Genomic DNA, 15239 nt, shown 5'->3' on the forward strand with positions numbered 1-15239 from the left:
CACCCACTCGGAATCCGCCACGGATGTGCCGCTGCTGGGCAATTACACCGCCGAGCAGGTGGCAGAGATGGATACGCGCGGCTTTGATGTCGGCGGCTCAGGAAGGGGAGGTCGGTGCGGGGAGCCGACGATCGGTTGACGGCCATCGCCTAGAGATCGAATCCGAAGTCGGCGGCCAGCCCGCGCAGGCCAGTGGTGTACCCCTGTCCGAGGGCACGGAATTTCCAGTCCTCCCGGTGCCGGTAGAGCTCACCGAACATCATGGCGGTGATGGTGTCCCGGTTGGCGGCGGGCAGGTCGAAACGGACCAGTTCGCTGCCGTTGGGGCGGGCCACACGGATGTGGGCGCTGCGAACGGCGGCAAAGTTGCCCGGTCCGCGCATTTCCGGATCCGCGTAGACGGCAAAAACAATCTTGGACACCTGGGCGGGCACGCGGGAGAGGTCCACGTCGATCTGCTCGTCATCCTCCTCGCCGAGGAACTGCACGGAGGCTTCCGGGCTGGCGATCTGGTTGAAGAACACCAGATGGTCATCGGAGAGGACACGTCCGTCGGGGCCGCACAGCAGGGTGAGCGGGACCAGCTCGGACTGCGGTCCGCGGCTGGGAATCACGTCCCAGCCCATGCCCACCAGGATGGAGGTCAGGCCGGGGTTCTCCGCGGTCAGTGCGGCGTTGGCGCCGGCTACCAGGGTGCCCATCAGCGGTCTCCGAAGGTCAGTGAAGAGGGGGAGAACTTGTCGTCCAGGAACCGGCCGTGGGTGGACAGTTCAGCGATGGCACCGGTGCGGACCTGGTTTTCCAGGTCCCGGGCGATGCCCTCGAGGATGGTCAGTTGTTCAACGAGCAATGCAGTGGCCTCGGAATCGTCGGTCCGCTCCCGTTCGTTCAGGGCCACGTAGGCCCGCAGGGGAGTGGGGAGGTAGCTGGTAATGATGGAATTCAGCAGCACCCGCTGCTCGGTGGAGGCCCCGTTGCTGCCGATGTACTCCACCAGCGGCGCCAGGATGTCATCGATCTGGCGTACCTGGGAGGAAATCAGTGTGGGCATGGCAGCTCCGGCGCGGCGGACGGCGGTACGCAGGTTCACCAGGGAGCGTGCGGTCTCCCGGTGCTCGGCGTCCGGACCCGACGGCGGCTGGGCGGCAAGCTGTGCCTGCTGCGCCTGGCCGTCCGCGGGCCCGGACTCGGATGAGTTGCCAAAGAGAGATCCGATGAACCTGCCGATTACCACGTGGATGTCCTTTGCCTCGGAGCTGCCGTGCCCGGCACCTAGCGGGACTCGCTCTGGCGGGAGCGCTCCAGGTAGGGCTTGGCCTGGGTAATGGTGGACTCCAGCGACTTCACGGTGCCCTCCATGTTGCGGGCGGCCTCGGAACGGAAGGTGTCAATGGCGTCCATGGTCTGGAACACGTTGTCGAACGCCTTCTGCAGCGTTTCCACGCTCACTCCGGAGCTGGAGGCCTGCTGGTGGATCCGGGCCGTCTGGTCCTTGAGCATTTCGCTGGTGCTCAGGATCATGTTGTTGGTGGTGGCGTTCACGGCGTCGATCTGGTCCAGCACCATCTTCTGGTTGGCCAGGGCCTGGGCCACGATGACGGCGGTACGCAGCGCGGAAATGGTGGTGGTGCGGGCGCGTTCCACGCCCTTGATCAGTTCCACGTTGTTCTTGCGGATCAGGTCCATGGCCAGGTAGCCCTGCACGGAGACGGCCAGCTGGGTGAGGATGTCCTGGCGGCGCTGGCGGATCGGGAACAGCACGTCCGCCTCCAAGGCGTTGGCCTGCTCAATCTGCCCGGAGTTCTTGAGCTTGTCCACCTTCTCCACGCACGCGGCGTCCAGGGATTCGGCCAGCACCGAGTATTCGCTCAGGGTCTGCATGGTCTTCCACAGCTCAACCTTTTCCCCGGCAAGGGAAGCGTTGTCCTTGAGCAGTTCATCCTGCCCGGCCATCAGGGACTTGATGATGTGGTCCAGCTGCACCTGCGCGGATTCGTACTTCTGGAAGTACTTGGCCAGCTTGTTGCCGCCCGGGATCAGGCCCAGGATCTTGCGGCCGGTGCCCAGGTTCGCCTGGTTGGGGGTCAGGTCCTCCACCGTGCTCCGCAGGTCGCCCAGTGTTGAGGCCACCTTCTTCTGTGCGTCGTCACCGGAGCGCTTGGCGCCGGCCACCGAGGTGGAGGAACGGTCCAGCAGGCGGGTGGAGTACCCGGCGGAGGCGGTCATTTCCGCGCCGGCGAGCTTGTTGATGGAGTCCACCTGCGCCGTAAACTCCGGGCTGCGGGCATCAAGCTTGGAGACCTCATCCATGAAGGAACGGGCCTGGGCGGCGATTTCCTGGCGGCGTTCCTCCGGGACCGGGACCATGCCCGGGGCGTCGGCCGGAGCAACCGGGGCGGGCGGTTCGGGCGCCTGAAGCACCAGGGAGGCTTCGGAGGCGTCCGGAGGAGTCAGAGGTGAGGTCATTATTCAGCCTTTTCGTAGGTGAACTGCGGTATGGGTGCGGGGAGTGTTCCGGCCCGCGGAACACTCCCCGCAGGGTAATGCCAAGAAGGCGAGCCTAGCTGAGCTGCACGCCGAAATCGGTCACGATGCCGGCCAGTCCGCTGGCGTAGCCCTGGCCGACGGCCTTGAACTTCCATTCGCCGTTGTTGCGGTAGATCTCGGCAAAGATCATCGAGGTTTCCGGTGCGGCGTCCTCGCTCAGGTCAAACCGGACAATTTCGCTGTCGCTGTCCTGGTTGACCACGCGGCAGTAGGCGCCGCGGACCTGGCCGAAGTTCTGGTTGCGGACATCGGCCTGGTCGATGGACACCACAATAACCACGCGCTCGACGTCGGCGGCCATGGTGCTGAGATCGATCAGGATCTGCTCGTCGTCGCCGGCGCCCTCACCCGAACGGTTGTCACCCAGGTGGGTGACGGATCCGTCCTTGGCGGCGGGCTGGTTGTAGAAGATGAAGTCATCGGAGGACCGCACCTTCCCGTTGGCGGCGATCATCAGTGCCGAGGCATCCAGATCGAAGGGCTCGCCCGTGGTGGTGCGGGGATCCCAGCCAAGGCCCACGAGGGCCTTCTGCAGTCCGGGATCGGTTTTGGTGAGGGAAAGGTTGTTGCCCTTGGAGAGGGACAGACCTGCCATGGTGTTCAGCTCCTTGTAACGAGGTATGGGGAATTAGTCGAGGACGACGCCGAAGTCGGTGGCGATGCCGTACAGGCCGGAGGCGTAACCCTGGCCGATGGCACGGAATTTCCATTCGCCGCGGTTGCGGTAGACCTCGGCGAAGATCATGGAGGTTTCCGCTGCAGCGTCTTCGCTGAGGTCGTAACGGACCACTTCGGCGTCGGTGTCCTGGTTGACTACGCGGCAGTACGCATCGCGCACCTGCCCGAAGTTCTGGTGCCGGACATCGGCCTGGTCAATGGAGACCACAATGACCACGCGGTCAACGTCGGCGGGCAGGAGGCTGAAGTCAATCAGGATCTGCTCGTCGTCGCCGTCGCCCTGGCCGGTGCGGTTATCGCCCTGGTGGACCACCGAGTTGTCCTTGGCCGCCAGCTGGTTGTAGAAGATGAAGTCGTCCTGGGAACGCACCTTGCCGTCGGCGCCCAGCAGCAGTGCCGAGGCATCCAGGTCAAACGGGTCCCCGCTGGTGGTACGCGGGTCCCAGCCCAAGCCCACCAGGGCCCGTTCCAATCCGGGATCGGCTTTGGTCAGGGATAGGTTGTTGCCTTTGGTCAGTGTCAGGCTGGACAAGGTGCGCTCCTTCGCGACGTTCGGTTTAGAGTGTGCGGGCTGCCATGGGAATCAGGTCCATGACAGTGCGGCCCTGGGCGCGCTCGCCGAGGGCCTTGAAGGTCCAGCCTGATCCTTCGCGGGCAACCTTGGCCATGATCATGGCGGTGTGGTTGCCCGAGTCGGTCAGCTGGTAGCGGGCGATTTCCGGGCTGCCGGGAGTGGAGTCATCCACCAGCCGGCAGAACGCGTTCTCCACCTGGTCGAAGGTCTGGCGGCTGTAGCTGGAGATGACGAAGACAATCTGCTGCACGGCCGGGGATACGGCCTGCAGGTTGACCAGGATGACTTCGTCGTCGCCCTCGCCGGCGCCGGTCAGGTTGTCTCCGGTGTGCTTGGAGGAGCCGTCCTTGCTGGCCAGCTGGCCGTACCAGACCTGGTCCAGGGCGTTGCCGTTGGCATCAAAGAAGATGGCCGAGGCATCGAGGTCCACTTCAGCGGCCTTCTTCGTGCCGAAGAGTCCGCGCTTGACCGGGGCTGCGGAATCCCAGCCCAGTCCCAGGCGCGTCTTGCTGAGTGCGCCGCCGTCCTTCTTCGTCAGTGACAGCGACTGACCTTTTTGCAGGCTCAGGCCCATGATTCTCCCTTGTTAGTTCGAGTAGACAGGTTTTGTGGGGGTGCCGGAGGACGCGCTGCGCCTGTTGCGCACGATCGAGGAGATCAGGGACGCCAGAATGAAGACGACGCCAATCAGGCCGGTGATGATCTCGTTGATTTCCAGTTCAATGGTCAGCAGCAGGATCGCGGCGAGGGCGCCGATGGCCCAGTGCGCACCGTGGTCCAGGTAGACGAACTCATCCAGCGTGCCCTGCCGGACCAGGAAAACGGTCAGCGAGCGGACAAAGATCGCACCGATCAGGCCGAGGCCGAGGGCGATGATGATCGGATCCGAGGTGATGGCGAAAGCGCCGATGACACCGTCGAAGGAGAAGGACGCGTCGATCATTTCCAGGTAGAGGAAGAGCATAAACGCTGCCTTGCCGGTGGCCTTGACCAGCTCGCCGTTGCCGGACTTCTTTTCCACCCGCTTGATGGCGTCTTCGTCATCGAAGTCGCCGTCGCCGTCGACGTCAAACAGGCCACCCAAACCGGTGACAAGAAGGTAGGTGATAAGGCCTGCGGAACCGGCGACAAAAATATCGGTGGTGTGCTCGGCGTCGGCCAGGCTGGCAGCTGCCAACAGGACCGCAAGGCCGGCAATCAGGGACGCACCGTTAAGCTTGCCGATTTTGGCCAGCGGGGCCTCGATCCAGCGCAGCCAGCGGATGTCCCGGTCCTCGAACATAAAGTCCAGGAAGATCATCAGCAGGAACATGCCGCCGAAGGCAGCGATCTGCGGGTGCGCCTCGTGCAGCAGGTAGCCGTAAGTGCCCGGCTGCTCAGGGTCGCCCTTCTCCAAGGCCAGCCGCAGCGCTTCAATCGGATTCATGCTGGCTGTGACGCCCACAATGACCAGCGGGAACACAATGCGCATACCCACCACGGCAATCAGAATGCCTACGGTGAGGAACATTTTCTGCCAGAAGGGGCTCATTTTTTCGAGGATGCGGGCGTTGACTACCGCATTATCGAAGCTGAGGCTGATCTCAAGAACACCGAGAATGGCACAGAGGATGAGTGCCTCTATCCCCCCGTAGAAGAACGCTGTGACCAGCGCGGCGGCCGTGATGGCGAATGACCAGCCGAAAGTCTTGAAAAACACTCTGCCTTGCAGCTCCTTCAGTTCCTGCACGCAGCCGGCGGCCGGATAAGGCAAAAACTTTGATAGAGGATTGCTCGATCCAAGAACGAATAGGCTTCAGTATGTCGCACCCCGGACACCGCGGGCAACTATCTCCGGCCGCTGCCGCGCGGAATCCTAGCCTGCGCCGGGGGCGCCGGGCCAGAGCCGGGGCCGGTTCCGGCAGCATCCGGGTGCGTCTTTGTCTTCTCCCGTCCCCGATCAGCGCTGCCGGTGCGGACGGTTTGGGCTTGGTGCCGGGGTCTGCAAGGATGATTGAAAGCCTACTGATAAAGGCCCGCGTTTGAAGGAGGACTGCATGCAGGACGAGATTCAGAAGCCAGGACACCGGACGGCAAGCCCGGTCATGAACATTCCCGCTGCCGATGTAGTGGCGGATGCCGGTGCCTCCGCCGCCCCGGCCTCCCGGGTGAATCCCGCGGAAGTGGCCCTCCTGGCGCAGGCCGAGGATCCGGGGACCAGCTCCCTCCGGCTGCAGGAGCTGGCCACCGATCACCCGATGGTGCGCCCGGCGGTGGCGGCAAATCCGGCAGCCGGTCCGGAGCTGCTGAGCTGGCTGAAGGCACTGAACGACGACGGCGTGAACGCCGCCATCGCCCGCCGCGGCGCGTAGCCGCCGCCGGACGAGGCTGACGGCGGCTACGGCCGCCGTCAGCGCCTGTCTACAGCTCGGCCGAGGCCAGCAAAGGCAGCGTGGGGGTTTCTGAGCCGCCCTCCGGTTCCACCGTCATGGCCACAGCTCCTGCATCGGTGACGTTGCCGCTGAGCCAGATGCGGACGTCGTCCCCGCCGTCGAAGCGTACATTCGGGATCGGGGTCTCTTCCTCCAGCAGCCACAGCTGGTATTCCCGGCCCTCGCCGGGATCCGGAAGGTCTCCGGCAACAAACAGGGCAGAGTCCGCGTCCCGGGAAACCACCAGGGTGGCCGGAACACCGTTGACGTCCAGCTGGCGGGTGGTGACGTCCGGTGCCGCCAGCAGCCGGTTCTCCCGACCCTGCTCGGCAGCCGCGATCTGCTCCTGTTCCCGCTGTTCGGACTGGACGCCCAGCGCCCAGCCGCCCAAGGCAATGCCCGGCACCAGCACGGCAGCCGCTGCCGCGGCGAGCACCATACGGGTCCTGCGCCGCCGCCGGTCCTGGAGGGAAGTGACTTCCTCAGCCGGTAGTAGGCGGGTCCCGGAAATGGCGGAGAGCACGGCGGTGCGCAGCTCCGGCGGTGCTTCCTGTGCGGCTCCGGCGGCCAGGGATGCTCCGACCTCCGAGTAGTCCGCCACCTCGGCACGGCACTGCGCGCACCCGGCCAGGTGCTGTTCAAAATCGGCCCGCTCCTGCGGGTCCAGGGCGTCCACTGCGTACAGCGGCGCCAGATCATGGGGGCTGCCGGCGTCATGGAAGCCTCCGGATCCCGGCGAATGGTTGTGGCTGCTCACCGTTCACCTCCCAGTGCTGAGCGGAGACTTTTCAGGCCGTCCCGGATGCGGGCCTTGGCCGTTCCGAGGGGAATATCCAGGTATTGGGCCACCTGGCGGTACGTCCGGCCCTGATAGTAGGCCAGCGAAACTGCCTCCCGTTGGAGGGGGCTGAGGGTATCCAGCCCGTCGCGGACCTCATGGGTGTCCATGCTCTGTTCCACTTCCTGCCAGGTCTGGTCAACCGGTGTGTCTGTCCGCTGGTCCTCGTACGTCTGTTCCCGCTCACGTTCCCTGGCCACCTGGCGGATCCGGTCCACGGCCCGCCGGTGGGCGATGGTGCACAGCCACGCCAGCACCGAACCCCTGGACGCATCGAACCGCGCCGACTGCTGCCAGGCCATCAGATAGACCTCCTGGACAACTTCGGCGGCAATCTCCGGCGACCGCGTCACCCGCACGGTGAGGCCGTAAACCTTCGCCGAGGTGGCGTCATACAGGGCGGCGAAGCTCGCCTCATCCCCTTCACCGCTGCGGCGCAGCAGGCGGGCCAGCTCGGCAGCCTGATCCTCCCGGCCGGTCGCGGCGACGGGCTCCGGAACGCCGGGCGGCGAACCGGCGCGAAAAGCATCAGGGGAGGGCAGCTCAGTCATGCGCTTCCAAGGACGTTCCCTTCGACGACGGCGCCCCGCCGGGTCGGCGAACGGGGACATTCCCGGGGAGAAGACTGCCACATCTTCGCTCGGGGCCGCCAGCCGGGGCAGCACCGGGCCGGCCGGAGCCGGGCTTCGGTGATGCAGGGGAATGTCCATACCTGCTGTTCGGTGCGGGTGGCGGAACGGACGGGTGCCCGTCGCTGTGCACGTGTTTCAAAACTTTTTTCAGGTATTTCGATCCGGGACACATCCGCCCGGCGCTCAGCTCCGAACCTGTGGTGTTGCTAGAGAACCCACGACGAAGGACACGATGATGAATAAGAAGATGCGTCTGCTTGCCGTCCCCACACTGGCCCTGGGAGCCCTGGCTCTTTCCGGCGGTCCCGCCATGGCACACGGCGAAGATTCCTGGAGCAGCCAGGCCACGCTGAACACCATGAACAATTCCGGCACCACCGGACAGGCCATGGTGGATGTGCACGGCACCGAGGCAGTTGTAACCGTCAACGTTTCCGGTGCAGCGGAAACCTTCATGGACGGTCCCTTCCCGCACGCCCAGCACATCCACATCGCGGCGCAGGGAACCTGCCCCGGCCCGGAAGCGGATACCGACGGCGACGGCGTGGTGAACACCACCGAGGGCCACCCCTTCTACGGCCACATCGGCACCTCGCTGACCACTGAAGGCGATTCCAGCCCCGATTCCGCCCTGGCGGTTGAGCGCTTCCCGGGCGGATCCGCCTACACCTACGAGCGGACCCTTGAACTGAGCCCCGAGACCGCTGCGTCGCTGAAGGACGGCAGTGCGGTAGTTGTGGTGCACGGTGTTGATCCCACCAAGATGCCTGCTGCGGCGGCTGAGAAGATGTCGGACCTGGATCCCAGCCTCCCGGCAGCGGCCACCCTTCCTGCAGCCTGCGGCACCCTGGTCGGTTCCCAGATGGCTGCCATGCCCGAGGGCGGAGCTGACACCGGTGTGGAGACGGCCTCCGACAACGGCGTTGCCGGCACTGCAGTTGCCGGTGCGGGCGTTCTGGCCCTGGCCGGTGCGGCAATGGTGGCCCTCCGCCGCCGGGCCCGCGCCTAGGGAACCCGTGAGTAGCTGAGGCGATCCCCATGAAGGAATCCCCGAACGGCCGCCGTGCAGGTCTGCTGACCTGCGCGGCGGCCGCGCTCCTCCTGTTCACCGGGTGCAGCACCGCGTCCGCGCCGGAGGCCGGAGCCCCGACGAGCGCGTCAGCGACCGCATCCTCCGCCGCGCCGTCAGCCCCCGCGCCCACAGCGGCCACTCCGTCGCCGGGGACCGCTGCACCGGCTGAAACGCCGGCCGCCGCGCCGCCTGCCTCCCTGTCCATCCCGTCCACCGGAACGGAATCCGCGCTCCTTCACCTGGGGTTGCGCGAGGACGGTTCCCTGGAAGTGCCGCCCGAACCGCCCGGCTCACCGGCCAGCTGGTTCACCGGCTCGCCGGCTCCCGGCGACCAGGGTCCGGCGGTACTGCTGGGCCACGTCAATGCCACCGGCGGGGGACCGGGCGTGTTTGCGGACCTGCGGGCCCTGAAACCCGGGGACCGGATCAACATTGCACGCGAGGACGGCTCCACGGCGGTATTTGCCGTGGACAAGGGGGAGCAGTACGGAAAAACGGACTTTCCCACCCTTGAGGTTTACGGAAACACCGAGCAGCCCGAACTGCGCCTGATAACGTGTGACGGTTTTGATGCCGCCAGCGGGGAATTCGAGGATAACTACGTTGTGTATGCCACGCTGATCCCGTAATTCCCCTCCGCGGACATTCGCCCCGGGCCCCGTCATAACCGGCGGTGCATATATGCCCCGTGTTAGGGTTTTATGCGAACGTATCTGTTGGCTCGGGGGGACCATCACTTACTCCTTCCGGGCGTTTACTACCTGGGGGAGAATTGAAGAACTGCACGTCCTGCGGCGCTGAACTACAGTCGCACTGGAAATTCTGTACCAATTGCCAGGCGCCGCAGCCGGCACAGAGCGGCGGCAGTGCTGCCGCCGAAACCACTCAGCCGGACCACGACGCCGTCCGCAGCGAGCAGCCCACGCAGCGATTTGAGCAGGCACCCGGCCAGAGCGCCGCAGACGGGCAGCCGGGGCAGCGGGCAGAGAGCACCGCAACGTCCACATCGGTTTTTGATCCGCCCGTTATGGCGCCGGCCGCCAAGTCCGCCGACGCGACGGGTACCAGCGGTTCCGGCTTCGCCGCTCCCGGCACCCCCGCCGGTCCCGGCGGCACGGGCAACAACGGTCCCGGCGGCATGGGCAACAACGGCCCATCCGGTCCGCAGGGCCCCGGCGGAACGAACACGCCGCCCTCCGCCCCGAAGGGACCCAGGAAACGGTCCCGCAAGGTCATCATCCTCGTCTCCGTCCTCGTTGTCCTGCTGGCAGTGGGGATCGGGGCCTTCTTCTACGTCCAGAACCTGATCCGCGGCGGAGCCAGCTCCCCGCAGGGTGCTGCAGACCAGCTGATGGAGTCCATTGAAACCAAGGACATGATCGGCCTTGCCACGCTGGTCCCGCTGGAAGAGCGCGAACCCATCCAGCGGATCCAGGAGCACCTGGCGGACAAGATGGAGGAGTTCAAGCTCGAGGAAGCCCTGACGAAGGTGGGACGCGATGAAGAGCTCAGCGAGGACGAGTTCTCCTTCGACGGCGTCACCATTTCCATGGAAGGCGTCGAACCGGAAATTAAGGAAATCGACGAGAGCACCGCGCTGATCAGGTACGCCAGCGGCGAAGTCAAGGTCGACATCGATCCGGCGGCAACCACCGGAACACTGCGCACCATCTTCGATTCCCTGGAAGAGGAAGAAAAGGTCAGCGAGACCATCGAACTGGGCGAACTGGGCCCGGACGGATCCCCGCTGACCCTGGTCGCCACCGAACGCGACGGCCGCTGGTACATCAGCCCCATGTACAGCGTTGCCGAAATGGTCAACGCCAGCGAAAGCTATGACCGCGGCAGCGTCCCGGAGGCCTCCACCGGCAGCAACAGCCCGGCCGAAGCAGCCAAGGCCATGGTCGAAGCCGTGCCCTCCGTGATCTCCGAAGGAAGCCTCAGCCCGCTTGCCGGCACGCTCTCCATTCATGAAGGCAGCCTGCTCTACCTCTACCAGGACATGTTCGACGACGCGATGTCGGGCATGAACGGCGAAGAGATCAGCGTCAGCGACGTCCGTTTCACGGAAGGCGAGAAGGACGGCAACCGTGCCACCGCCGTCGTCGACAACATCAAGCTGGAAAATGACTACGGCGACGAAATCACCCTGACCAGCGAATGCATCAAGGGTGAAAGCGATTCGGACAGCTTCTGCCTCAACGGTTCCGGTTACACGGTTGAACCGTCAGCCCAGATGTTCGGCGGCCTGCAGAACCTGTCGGTGACCACGCTGGAGGAAAACGGCAAGTGGCGGGTCAGCCTGGGCCACACCCTGGCCGACGCGGTTATTGACTGGACCGATTCCCTCACCCGCGAGCAGGCCCTCGCGCTGCTCTCCCTGGCACACAGTGAAGATGCCTCCGGCGACATTGCCGTGGATGACTCCACTGACGTGACCTTCAATTCCGCCGGCTTCGCGGTGCTGAACCTCCGCGTTGACGAGGAAATGAGCCTGGCCGCCGAAGACGAGTACGACTTCGGTGACATGACCGTCTACTCCAAGGACGGCAAAGAGGAAATCACCACTCTCGGCTACGGCGACGAGATCCCTGAAGGGGACTACAAGCTCGTGGTGTTCGCCGGCCCGGAATGGGACGAGGAACGCGCTGAAGACGGCGGCGACATTGACTACTCCAAGGAACTGACGCTGGTGGAGGACTCGGGTACCTCCTTCTCGGACTCCTACCTGGACCCGGGCAAGGATTACTTCTACGGCCTGCTGTCCCTGAGCGGGGAGGCCATGACCCACACGCTGAAGGGCATTGAGGACGACGGCGAGCTGATGTTCGAGGTGTCAGGTTCGGTGCTGCCCATCGGTACGCCCGGCACAGTAGTAGTGACCATGGACGGTAAGGAACACGAACTGAAGCTCGTGGCCGGCGAGCCGGCCACCGTAACCATCCCGTACCCCGGTGACGGTGAGGAACACGAGGTCACCGTAGAGCTGTTCCCCGGTGAGGAAGCCACCACCGCGTTCCTCAGCTACAACGGCGAGCTGAGCGCAAACTAATACCCAGGGACGGTCCTGCCGCAGCGCGCGGCGGGACCGTCCTGCCCTTTGCCGGCTACGGCATCCACAGTTTTCGAAAATCCAAGGAAGGCACCATGAAATTCTGTCCCGAATGCGGCAAACAACAGGAACCCGGAGGCCGGTTCTGTCCGGAGTGCGGGTTCGCGATGGGCACTGATGCCTCTGCCGCGCCGTCAGGGGCGCACGCTCCCGCCACAGCATCAGCGGCTGCCTCACCGGCAGCGTCACCGGAACGGCAGCCCGAGTTCGCAGCAGCCGGCCACCCCGGCCAGGGCATGAGCCAGCAGCACCAGGACCAGCACCTGGGCCAGGCGCAGCAGTACTCCGGGACCCCCGCCCCCGGGAATTCCCCCTACGGCCAGGCGCAGGCTCCGGCTCAGCCGGCCCAGAAGCGTCCCTCAGCCTTCGCCGGAGTTCCGGTCAGCGACTACGTGCGGGACGGTATTGCCGTCCTGCTGCTGTTCTTCTCCCTCTTTATGACCTGGACCTTCGGCTCCGGAAGCTACTACGGGGCCGAGTCGACGGCGGGCACCCGACTGGACGTCCTGCTGATTACCCTGCTGAGCATCTTCTCGGTGGGCGTGAGCTACCTCTGGCGCGCCGGGGTCTTTGGCCCCAAGATCGGCTACCGCCAGGTCCAGGACATCAAGGCACTGGCCAACCTGCCCTACCTCATCCTCGTGGTGGTGTATCTGGTGATGAGCATGGCGGCAGCGGGTTCCTTCGACTCGAGCCTGAGCATCCTCGATGCCGCTCCGGCCTTCGGCCTGGCAGGCGCCATCATGGCGGCACAGCCCCGCCGCGGCGAAATTGCCCCCGGCACCGTGGACGCACCCCGGAACCGGCGCTGGGTCTTCGTCACCATGGGAATCGCCGGCCTTGCCGCAGTGACGGTCCTGGCACAGATCATCATCCGCATTGTGGAGGTTGCCGGCCGCGGCGACGATCCCATCTACCAGTCCCTGGGACTGGGCAACCCCTGGATCCCCACCCTGCTGCTGTCCCTCGTTGGCCTGGTCTCCGTAGTCGTCCTGGCGCTCGTGGCACTGAACGTCTTCCGCGGATCCGACACCTGGCGGTTCACCGGAGTCTGCATCGGCGTCGGCGCCTTGTTCCTCGGCCTGATCTCCCTGATGGGCGCCTACGGCGTATCCCTGGACTACTACGCCGGCTCGCCGTCCTTCTCGCTGATCTTCTGGATGGCCTTCGGCGCTGCCGTTTCGGCGCCGTCGGTCGCACGCCTGACCCAGCACACCCAGGCAGCACCGGCGGACCGGCTCACCGCGCTGAAGCCGGCGATCCTGCTCACCCTCATCCTGACGTCCGCACTGGCCGCCCTGTCCCTGTTCTCCATGGTCTGGACGCTCGTTGAAGATTACGACGGCGCCGCCACCTGGGCCATCTCCTTCGTCTTCGCGCTGGTTATGGTTGCCGGCGCCGTCATGCTGCCCAAGGTAGCTGCCCGCGAGCAGCGTTCCGCCTACGTGATGGGCAGTGCCTACGCAGCCATCCTGTTTGTGCTCGGACTCATCCTGATGATCATCCGGATTGTCCGCAACGACGGCTCGGCAAATGAAGTGGGCACCGGCAGCACGGCCACCATCATCATGGTGCTCACCTGGGTCATGCCGTTTGTGATCCTGGCTGTCCTCTGGCTGGACAAGGCGGCCCGGGAACACTTCAGGACACTGGCACCGACCGGCGGCGTTGGCGCCGGCTTCACGTTCGACGCCGCTCCGCAGCAGCAGGCGCCGGGTCACAACGCACCGGTCCAGCACGTACCGGGTCAGCCGGTTCAGCAGACTCCGGTCCAGCAGACTCCGGTCCAGCACGCACCGGTTCAGCCGGCCCCGGCCTCGGCCAGCCAGGCAGCTCCGGCCGCCTCGGCCGCAGGACAGGGTGCTGGCGTGGAAGCCCCGGCTGCCGGATCCCCGGTTGCCGGCACCGGCAGCACCGCTGACGAGAGTGTTCAGCCCGCCGCAACAGGAACGGCTCCGGAAGCCGAAAACGCTGCCGAAGCCGGAACAGCTGCGGACCCGGATGCCACACTGATCGCCGAGGCCGCTGATCCGGCCACGGCTCTGGCCCGGCTGCAGGAACTGGCCACCCACCCGCGGGCACGGGTGGCCGTTGCCGGCAACCCGTCCACCTACCCGGATCTGCTCAACTGGCTGGGCCAGCTGGGGGATCCGGCAGTGGACGAGGCACTGCGGCGCCGGCAGTAAGCATGAAACGGCTGGCGGCGGGTGTCGTGGCAGCGGTGGTAATCCTCACCGCCTGCACGGCGACGCCTGCCGCCGGCCCCTCCGGCCCGGCCGGAGAAACAACAACATCGGGGGTGTCACCATCGGCGGAAGCCCCGGTGTCGCCGTCGGCGCCCGTACCATCGGCACCCGTACCTTCAGCATCGGAGCCTGAACCCTCCCGTCCCACCGGCTGGCTGGCCGCCGTCACCGGCGACACCGGGCGCTTGGCCATCCTGGGGGATTCCTTCGCCTCCGGCGAGGGCGCCGGCAGCTACCGGCCCGCCGGCGACGCTCGCCGGGATTCCTGCCACCGCAGCACCTACGCCGTGGCCTCCGAGCTCTTTCCCCCGGACAGTATTGCCAACCTGGCCTGTTCCCGGGCGACCACCGGGCATCTCACCGCCCCGCAGAAGCTGGCGTTCCGTGAGCCCACACAGCCCGGCGCCGGGCCGGGGGCCGTCCCGCCCCAGCTGCAGCAGCTGCAGGGCTTCGACCCCACGCTGGTGATCCTTTCCGTGGGCGGCAACAACCTGGATTTCGCCGGTATTCTGCAGGCTTGCCTGCTGGATACCAGGCCCTGCACCGAAAACCCCGCCCTGCGCGCGGATGCCGCTGTGCAGCTCGCGGCGCTGCAGCCGGACCTTGAAGCGGCCTATTCAGCACTGGCCAGCGCCGTTGCCGCACCCGTCCTGGTGCTTCCCTATCCCCAGCTTTTTGATGCGCCCGACGGCGGCTGCGGGCGCCTCAGCGTCGAGGAACAGGGGTTCGCCCGGGAGCTGGTGGGAGAACTGAACACCGTGATCCGTGCGGCGGTAAACAATGTCCCGCAGGCAAACGTGTATTTCGTGGAGACCGCGCAGGACGCCCTGGCCGGCCACGGTGCCTGCAGCGAGGAACCCTACCTGCATGCCGCCAATGTCTCCGGCCTGCTGCAGGCCGCCGATTCGCCCACCGCCAACCAGGAACTGCTGCACCCCACCCGGCAGGGATACCGGGCCATGACTGATGCCATCGTCGAATGGGCTGCGGCGTACCCCGTCACAGCCGGATAACCGGCCCCGCCCTCTACCAGGGACTGCCGCCGTCACCGCCGGAAGGACTGCCGCCGTCGGCAAGGGACCCGGCAACCACTGGACCTAGCCACAGGACCCGACAACCACAGGACCCG

General features: G+C 65.8%; 15 protein-coding genes. 6 read left to right on the forward strand and 9 right to left on the reverse strand.

Going from position 1 to position 15239, the window contains the following annotated elements:
- Positions 1-149 precede the first annotated feature (149 nt).
- The 7 genes from AC5RVB_RS09720 to AC5RVB_RS09750 form a co-directional block, all read right to left on the reverse strand.
- Positions 150-701, reverse strand: coding sequence for a TerD family protein (locus tag AC5RVB_RS09720; RefSeq protein ID WP_227905296.1), 552 nt, complete (start codon positions 699-701; stop codon positions 150-152).
- Positions 701-1234, reverse strand: a complete 534-nt coding sequence (locus AC5RVB_RS09725; protein WP_227905295.1) for a hypothetical protein — start codon at positions 1232-1234, stop codon at positions 701-703. Before AC5RVB_RS09725 ends, AC5RVB_RS09720 begins: the two co-directional genes overlap by 1 nt.
- A 38-nt stretch (positions 1235-1272) precedes the next feature.
- Positions 1273-2466 (reverse strand): toxic anion resistance protein, encoded by a 1194-nt coding sequence (locus AC5RVB_RS09730; RefSeq protein WP_227905294.1) that lies wholly within the window; start codon positions 2464-2466, stop codon positions 1273-1275.
- Positions 2467-2560: 94 nt separating this feature from the next.
- Complete coding sequence (locus tag AC5RVB_RS09735) at positions 2561-3142, reverse strand: TerD family protein (protein ID WP_227905293.1); 582 nt, start codon at positions 3140-3142, stop codon at positions 2561-2563.
- 33 nt (positions 3143-3175) lie between these two features.
- Positions 3176-3757 (reverse strand): TerD family protein, encoded by a 582-nt coding sequence (locus AC5RVB_RS09740; protein WP_227905291.1) that lies wholly within the window; start codon positions 3755-3757, stop codon positions 3176-3178.
- 25 nt (positions 3758-3782) lie between these two features.
- Positions 3783-4373 carry a TerD family protein gene (locus tag AC5RVB_RS09745; protein WP_494142584.1) on the reverse strand — a complete coding sequence of 197 codons (591 nt, stop codon included), beginning with the start codon at positions 4371-4373 and terminating at the stop codon, positions 3783-3785.
- A 12-nt stretch (positions 4374-4385) separates the two neighbouring features.
- Entirely contained in the window at positions 4386-5498 is a 1113-nt protein-coding gene (locus AC5RVB_RS09750; RefSeq protein ID WP_227905287.1) for a DUF475 domain-containing protein, read from the reverse strand.
- 337 nt (positions 5499-5835) lie between these two features.
- Between AC5RVB_RS09750 and AC5RVB_RS09755 the strand changes: the two genes are divergently transcribed.
- Entirely contained in the window at positions 5836-6150 is a 315-nt protein-coding gene (locus tag AC5RVB_RS09755) for a variant leucine-rich repeat-containing protein (RefSeq protein ID WP_227905284.1), read from the forward strand.
- Positions 6151-6199: 49 nt separating this feature from the next.
- Here the strand turns inward: AC5RVB_RS09755 and AC5RVB_RS09760 are convergent, their stop codons facing one another.
- Together AC5RVB_RS09760 and sigK are read right to left on the reverse strand one after the other, a co-directional pair.
- Positions 6200-6967 carry an anti-sigma factor gene (locus AC5RVB_RS09760; protein ID WP_494142585.1) on the reverse strand — a complete coding sequence of 256 codons (768 nt, stop codon included), beginning with the start codon at positions 6965-6967 and terminating at the stop codon, positions 6200-6202.
- Positions 6964-7599 carry an ECF RNA polymerase sigma factor SigK gene (gene sigK / locus AC5RVB_RS09765; protein ID WP_227905276.1) on the reverse strand — a complete coding sequence of 212 codons (636 nt, stop codon included), beginning with the start codon at positions 7597-7599 and terminating at the stop codon, positions 6964-6966. The genes AC5RVB_RS09760 and sigK overlap by 4 nt, the downstream gene beginning before the upstream one ends.
- A gap of 313 nt (positions 7600-7912) precedes the next feature.
- Between sigK and AC5RVB_RS09770 the strand changes: the two genes are divergently transcribed.
- The 5 genes from AC5RVB_RS09770 (at position 7913) to AC5RVB_RS09790 (ending at position 15123) form a co-directional block, all read left to right on the forward strand.
- Positions 7913-8689, forward strand: coding sequence for a hypothetical protein (locus AC5RVB_RS09770; RefSeq protein ID WP_494142586.1), 777 nt, complete (start codon positions 7913-7915; stop codon positions 8687-8689).
- A 29-nt stretch (positions 8690-8718) separates the two neighbouring features.
- A complete protein-coding gene (locus AC5RVB_RS09775; RefSeq protein WP_227905271.1) occupies positions 8719-9381 on the forward strand; it encodes a class F sortase in 663 nt (220 codons plus the stop codon).
- Positions 9382-9524: 143 nt separating this feature from the next.
- On the forward strand, positions 9525-11804 hold the full coding sequence (locus AC5RVB_RS09780) for a hypothetical protein (RefSeq protein ID WP_494142587.1): 2280 nt from the start codon (positions 9525-9527) through the stop codon (positions 11802-11804).
- 95 nt (positions 11805-11899) lie between these two features.
- A complete protein-coding gene (locus AC5RVB_RS09785; protein ID WP_494142588.1) occupies positions 11900-14050 on the forward strand; it encodes a zinc ribbon domain-containing protein in 2151 nt (716 codons plus the stop codon).
- A gap of 2 nt (positions 14051-14052) precedes the next feature.
- Positions 14053-15123, forward strand: coding sequence for an SGNH/GDSL hydrolase family protein (locus AC5RVB_RS09790; protein ID WP_494142589.1), 1071 nt, complete (start codon positions 14053-14055; stop codon positions 15121-15123).
- The last annotated feature ends 116 nt before the right edge of the window (positions 15124-15239 follow it).

The organism is Arthrobacter sp. Y3225209, from assembly GCF_059090685.1.

What these genes read in the sequence shown, in the direction of transcription:
- AC5RVB_RS09775 (WP_227905271.1), top strand. Translation starts at nt 8,719, where the DNA reads ATGAAGGAATCCCCGAACGGCCGCCGTGCAGGTCTGCTGACCTGCGCG.
- AC5RVB_RS09755 (WP_227905284.1), top strand. Translation starts at nt 5,836, where the DNA reads ATGCAGGACGAGATTCAGAAGCCAGGACACCGGACGGCAAGCCCGGTC.
- AC5RVB_RS09720 (WP_227905296.1), bottom strand. Translation starts at nt 701, where the DNA reads ATGGGCACCCTGGTAGCCGGCGCCAACGCCGCACTGACCGCGGAGAAC.
- AC5RVB_RS09745 (WP_494142584.1), bottom strand. Translation starts at nt 4,373, where the DNA reads ATGGGCCTGAGCCTGCAAAAAGGTCAGTCGCTGTCACTGACGAAGAAG.
- AC5RVB_RS09730 (WP_227905294.1), bottom strand. Translation starts at nt 2,466, where the DNA reads ATGACCTCACCTCTGACTCCTCCGGACGCCTCCGAAGCCTCCCTGGTG.
- AC5RVB_RS09735 (WP_227905293.1), bottom strand. Translation starts at nt 3,142, where the DNA reads ATGGCAGGTCTGTCCCTCTCCAAGGGCAACAACCTTTCCCTCACCAAA.
- AC5RVB_RS09785 (WP_494142588.1), top strand. Translation starts at nt 11,900, where the DNA reads ATGAAATTCTGTCCCGAATGCGGCAAACAACAGGAACCCGGAGGCCGG.
- AC5RVB_RS09770 (WP_494142586.1), top strand. Translation starts at nt 7,913, where the DNA reads ATGATGAATAAGAAGATGCGTCTGCTTGCCGTCCCCACACTGGCCCTG.
- AC5RVB_RS09790 (WP_494142589.1), top strand. Translation starts at nt 14,053, where the DNA reads ATGAAACGGCTGGCGGCGGGTGTCGTGGCAGCGGTGGTAATCCTCACC.
- sigK (WP_227905276.1), bottom strand. Translation starts at nt 7,599, where the DNA reads ATGACTGAGCTGCCCTCCCCTGATGCTTTTCGCGCCGGTTCGCCGCCC.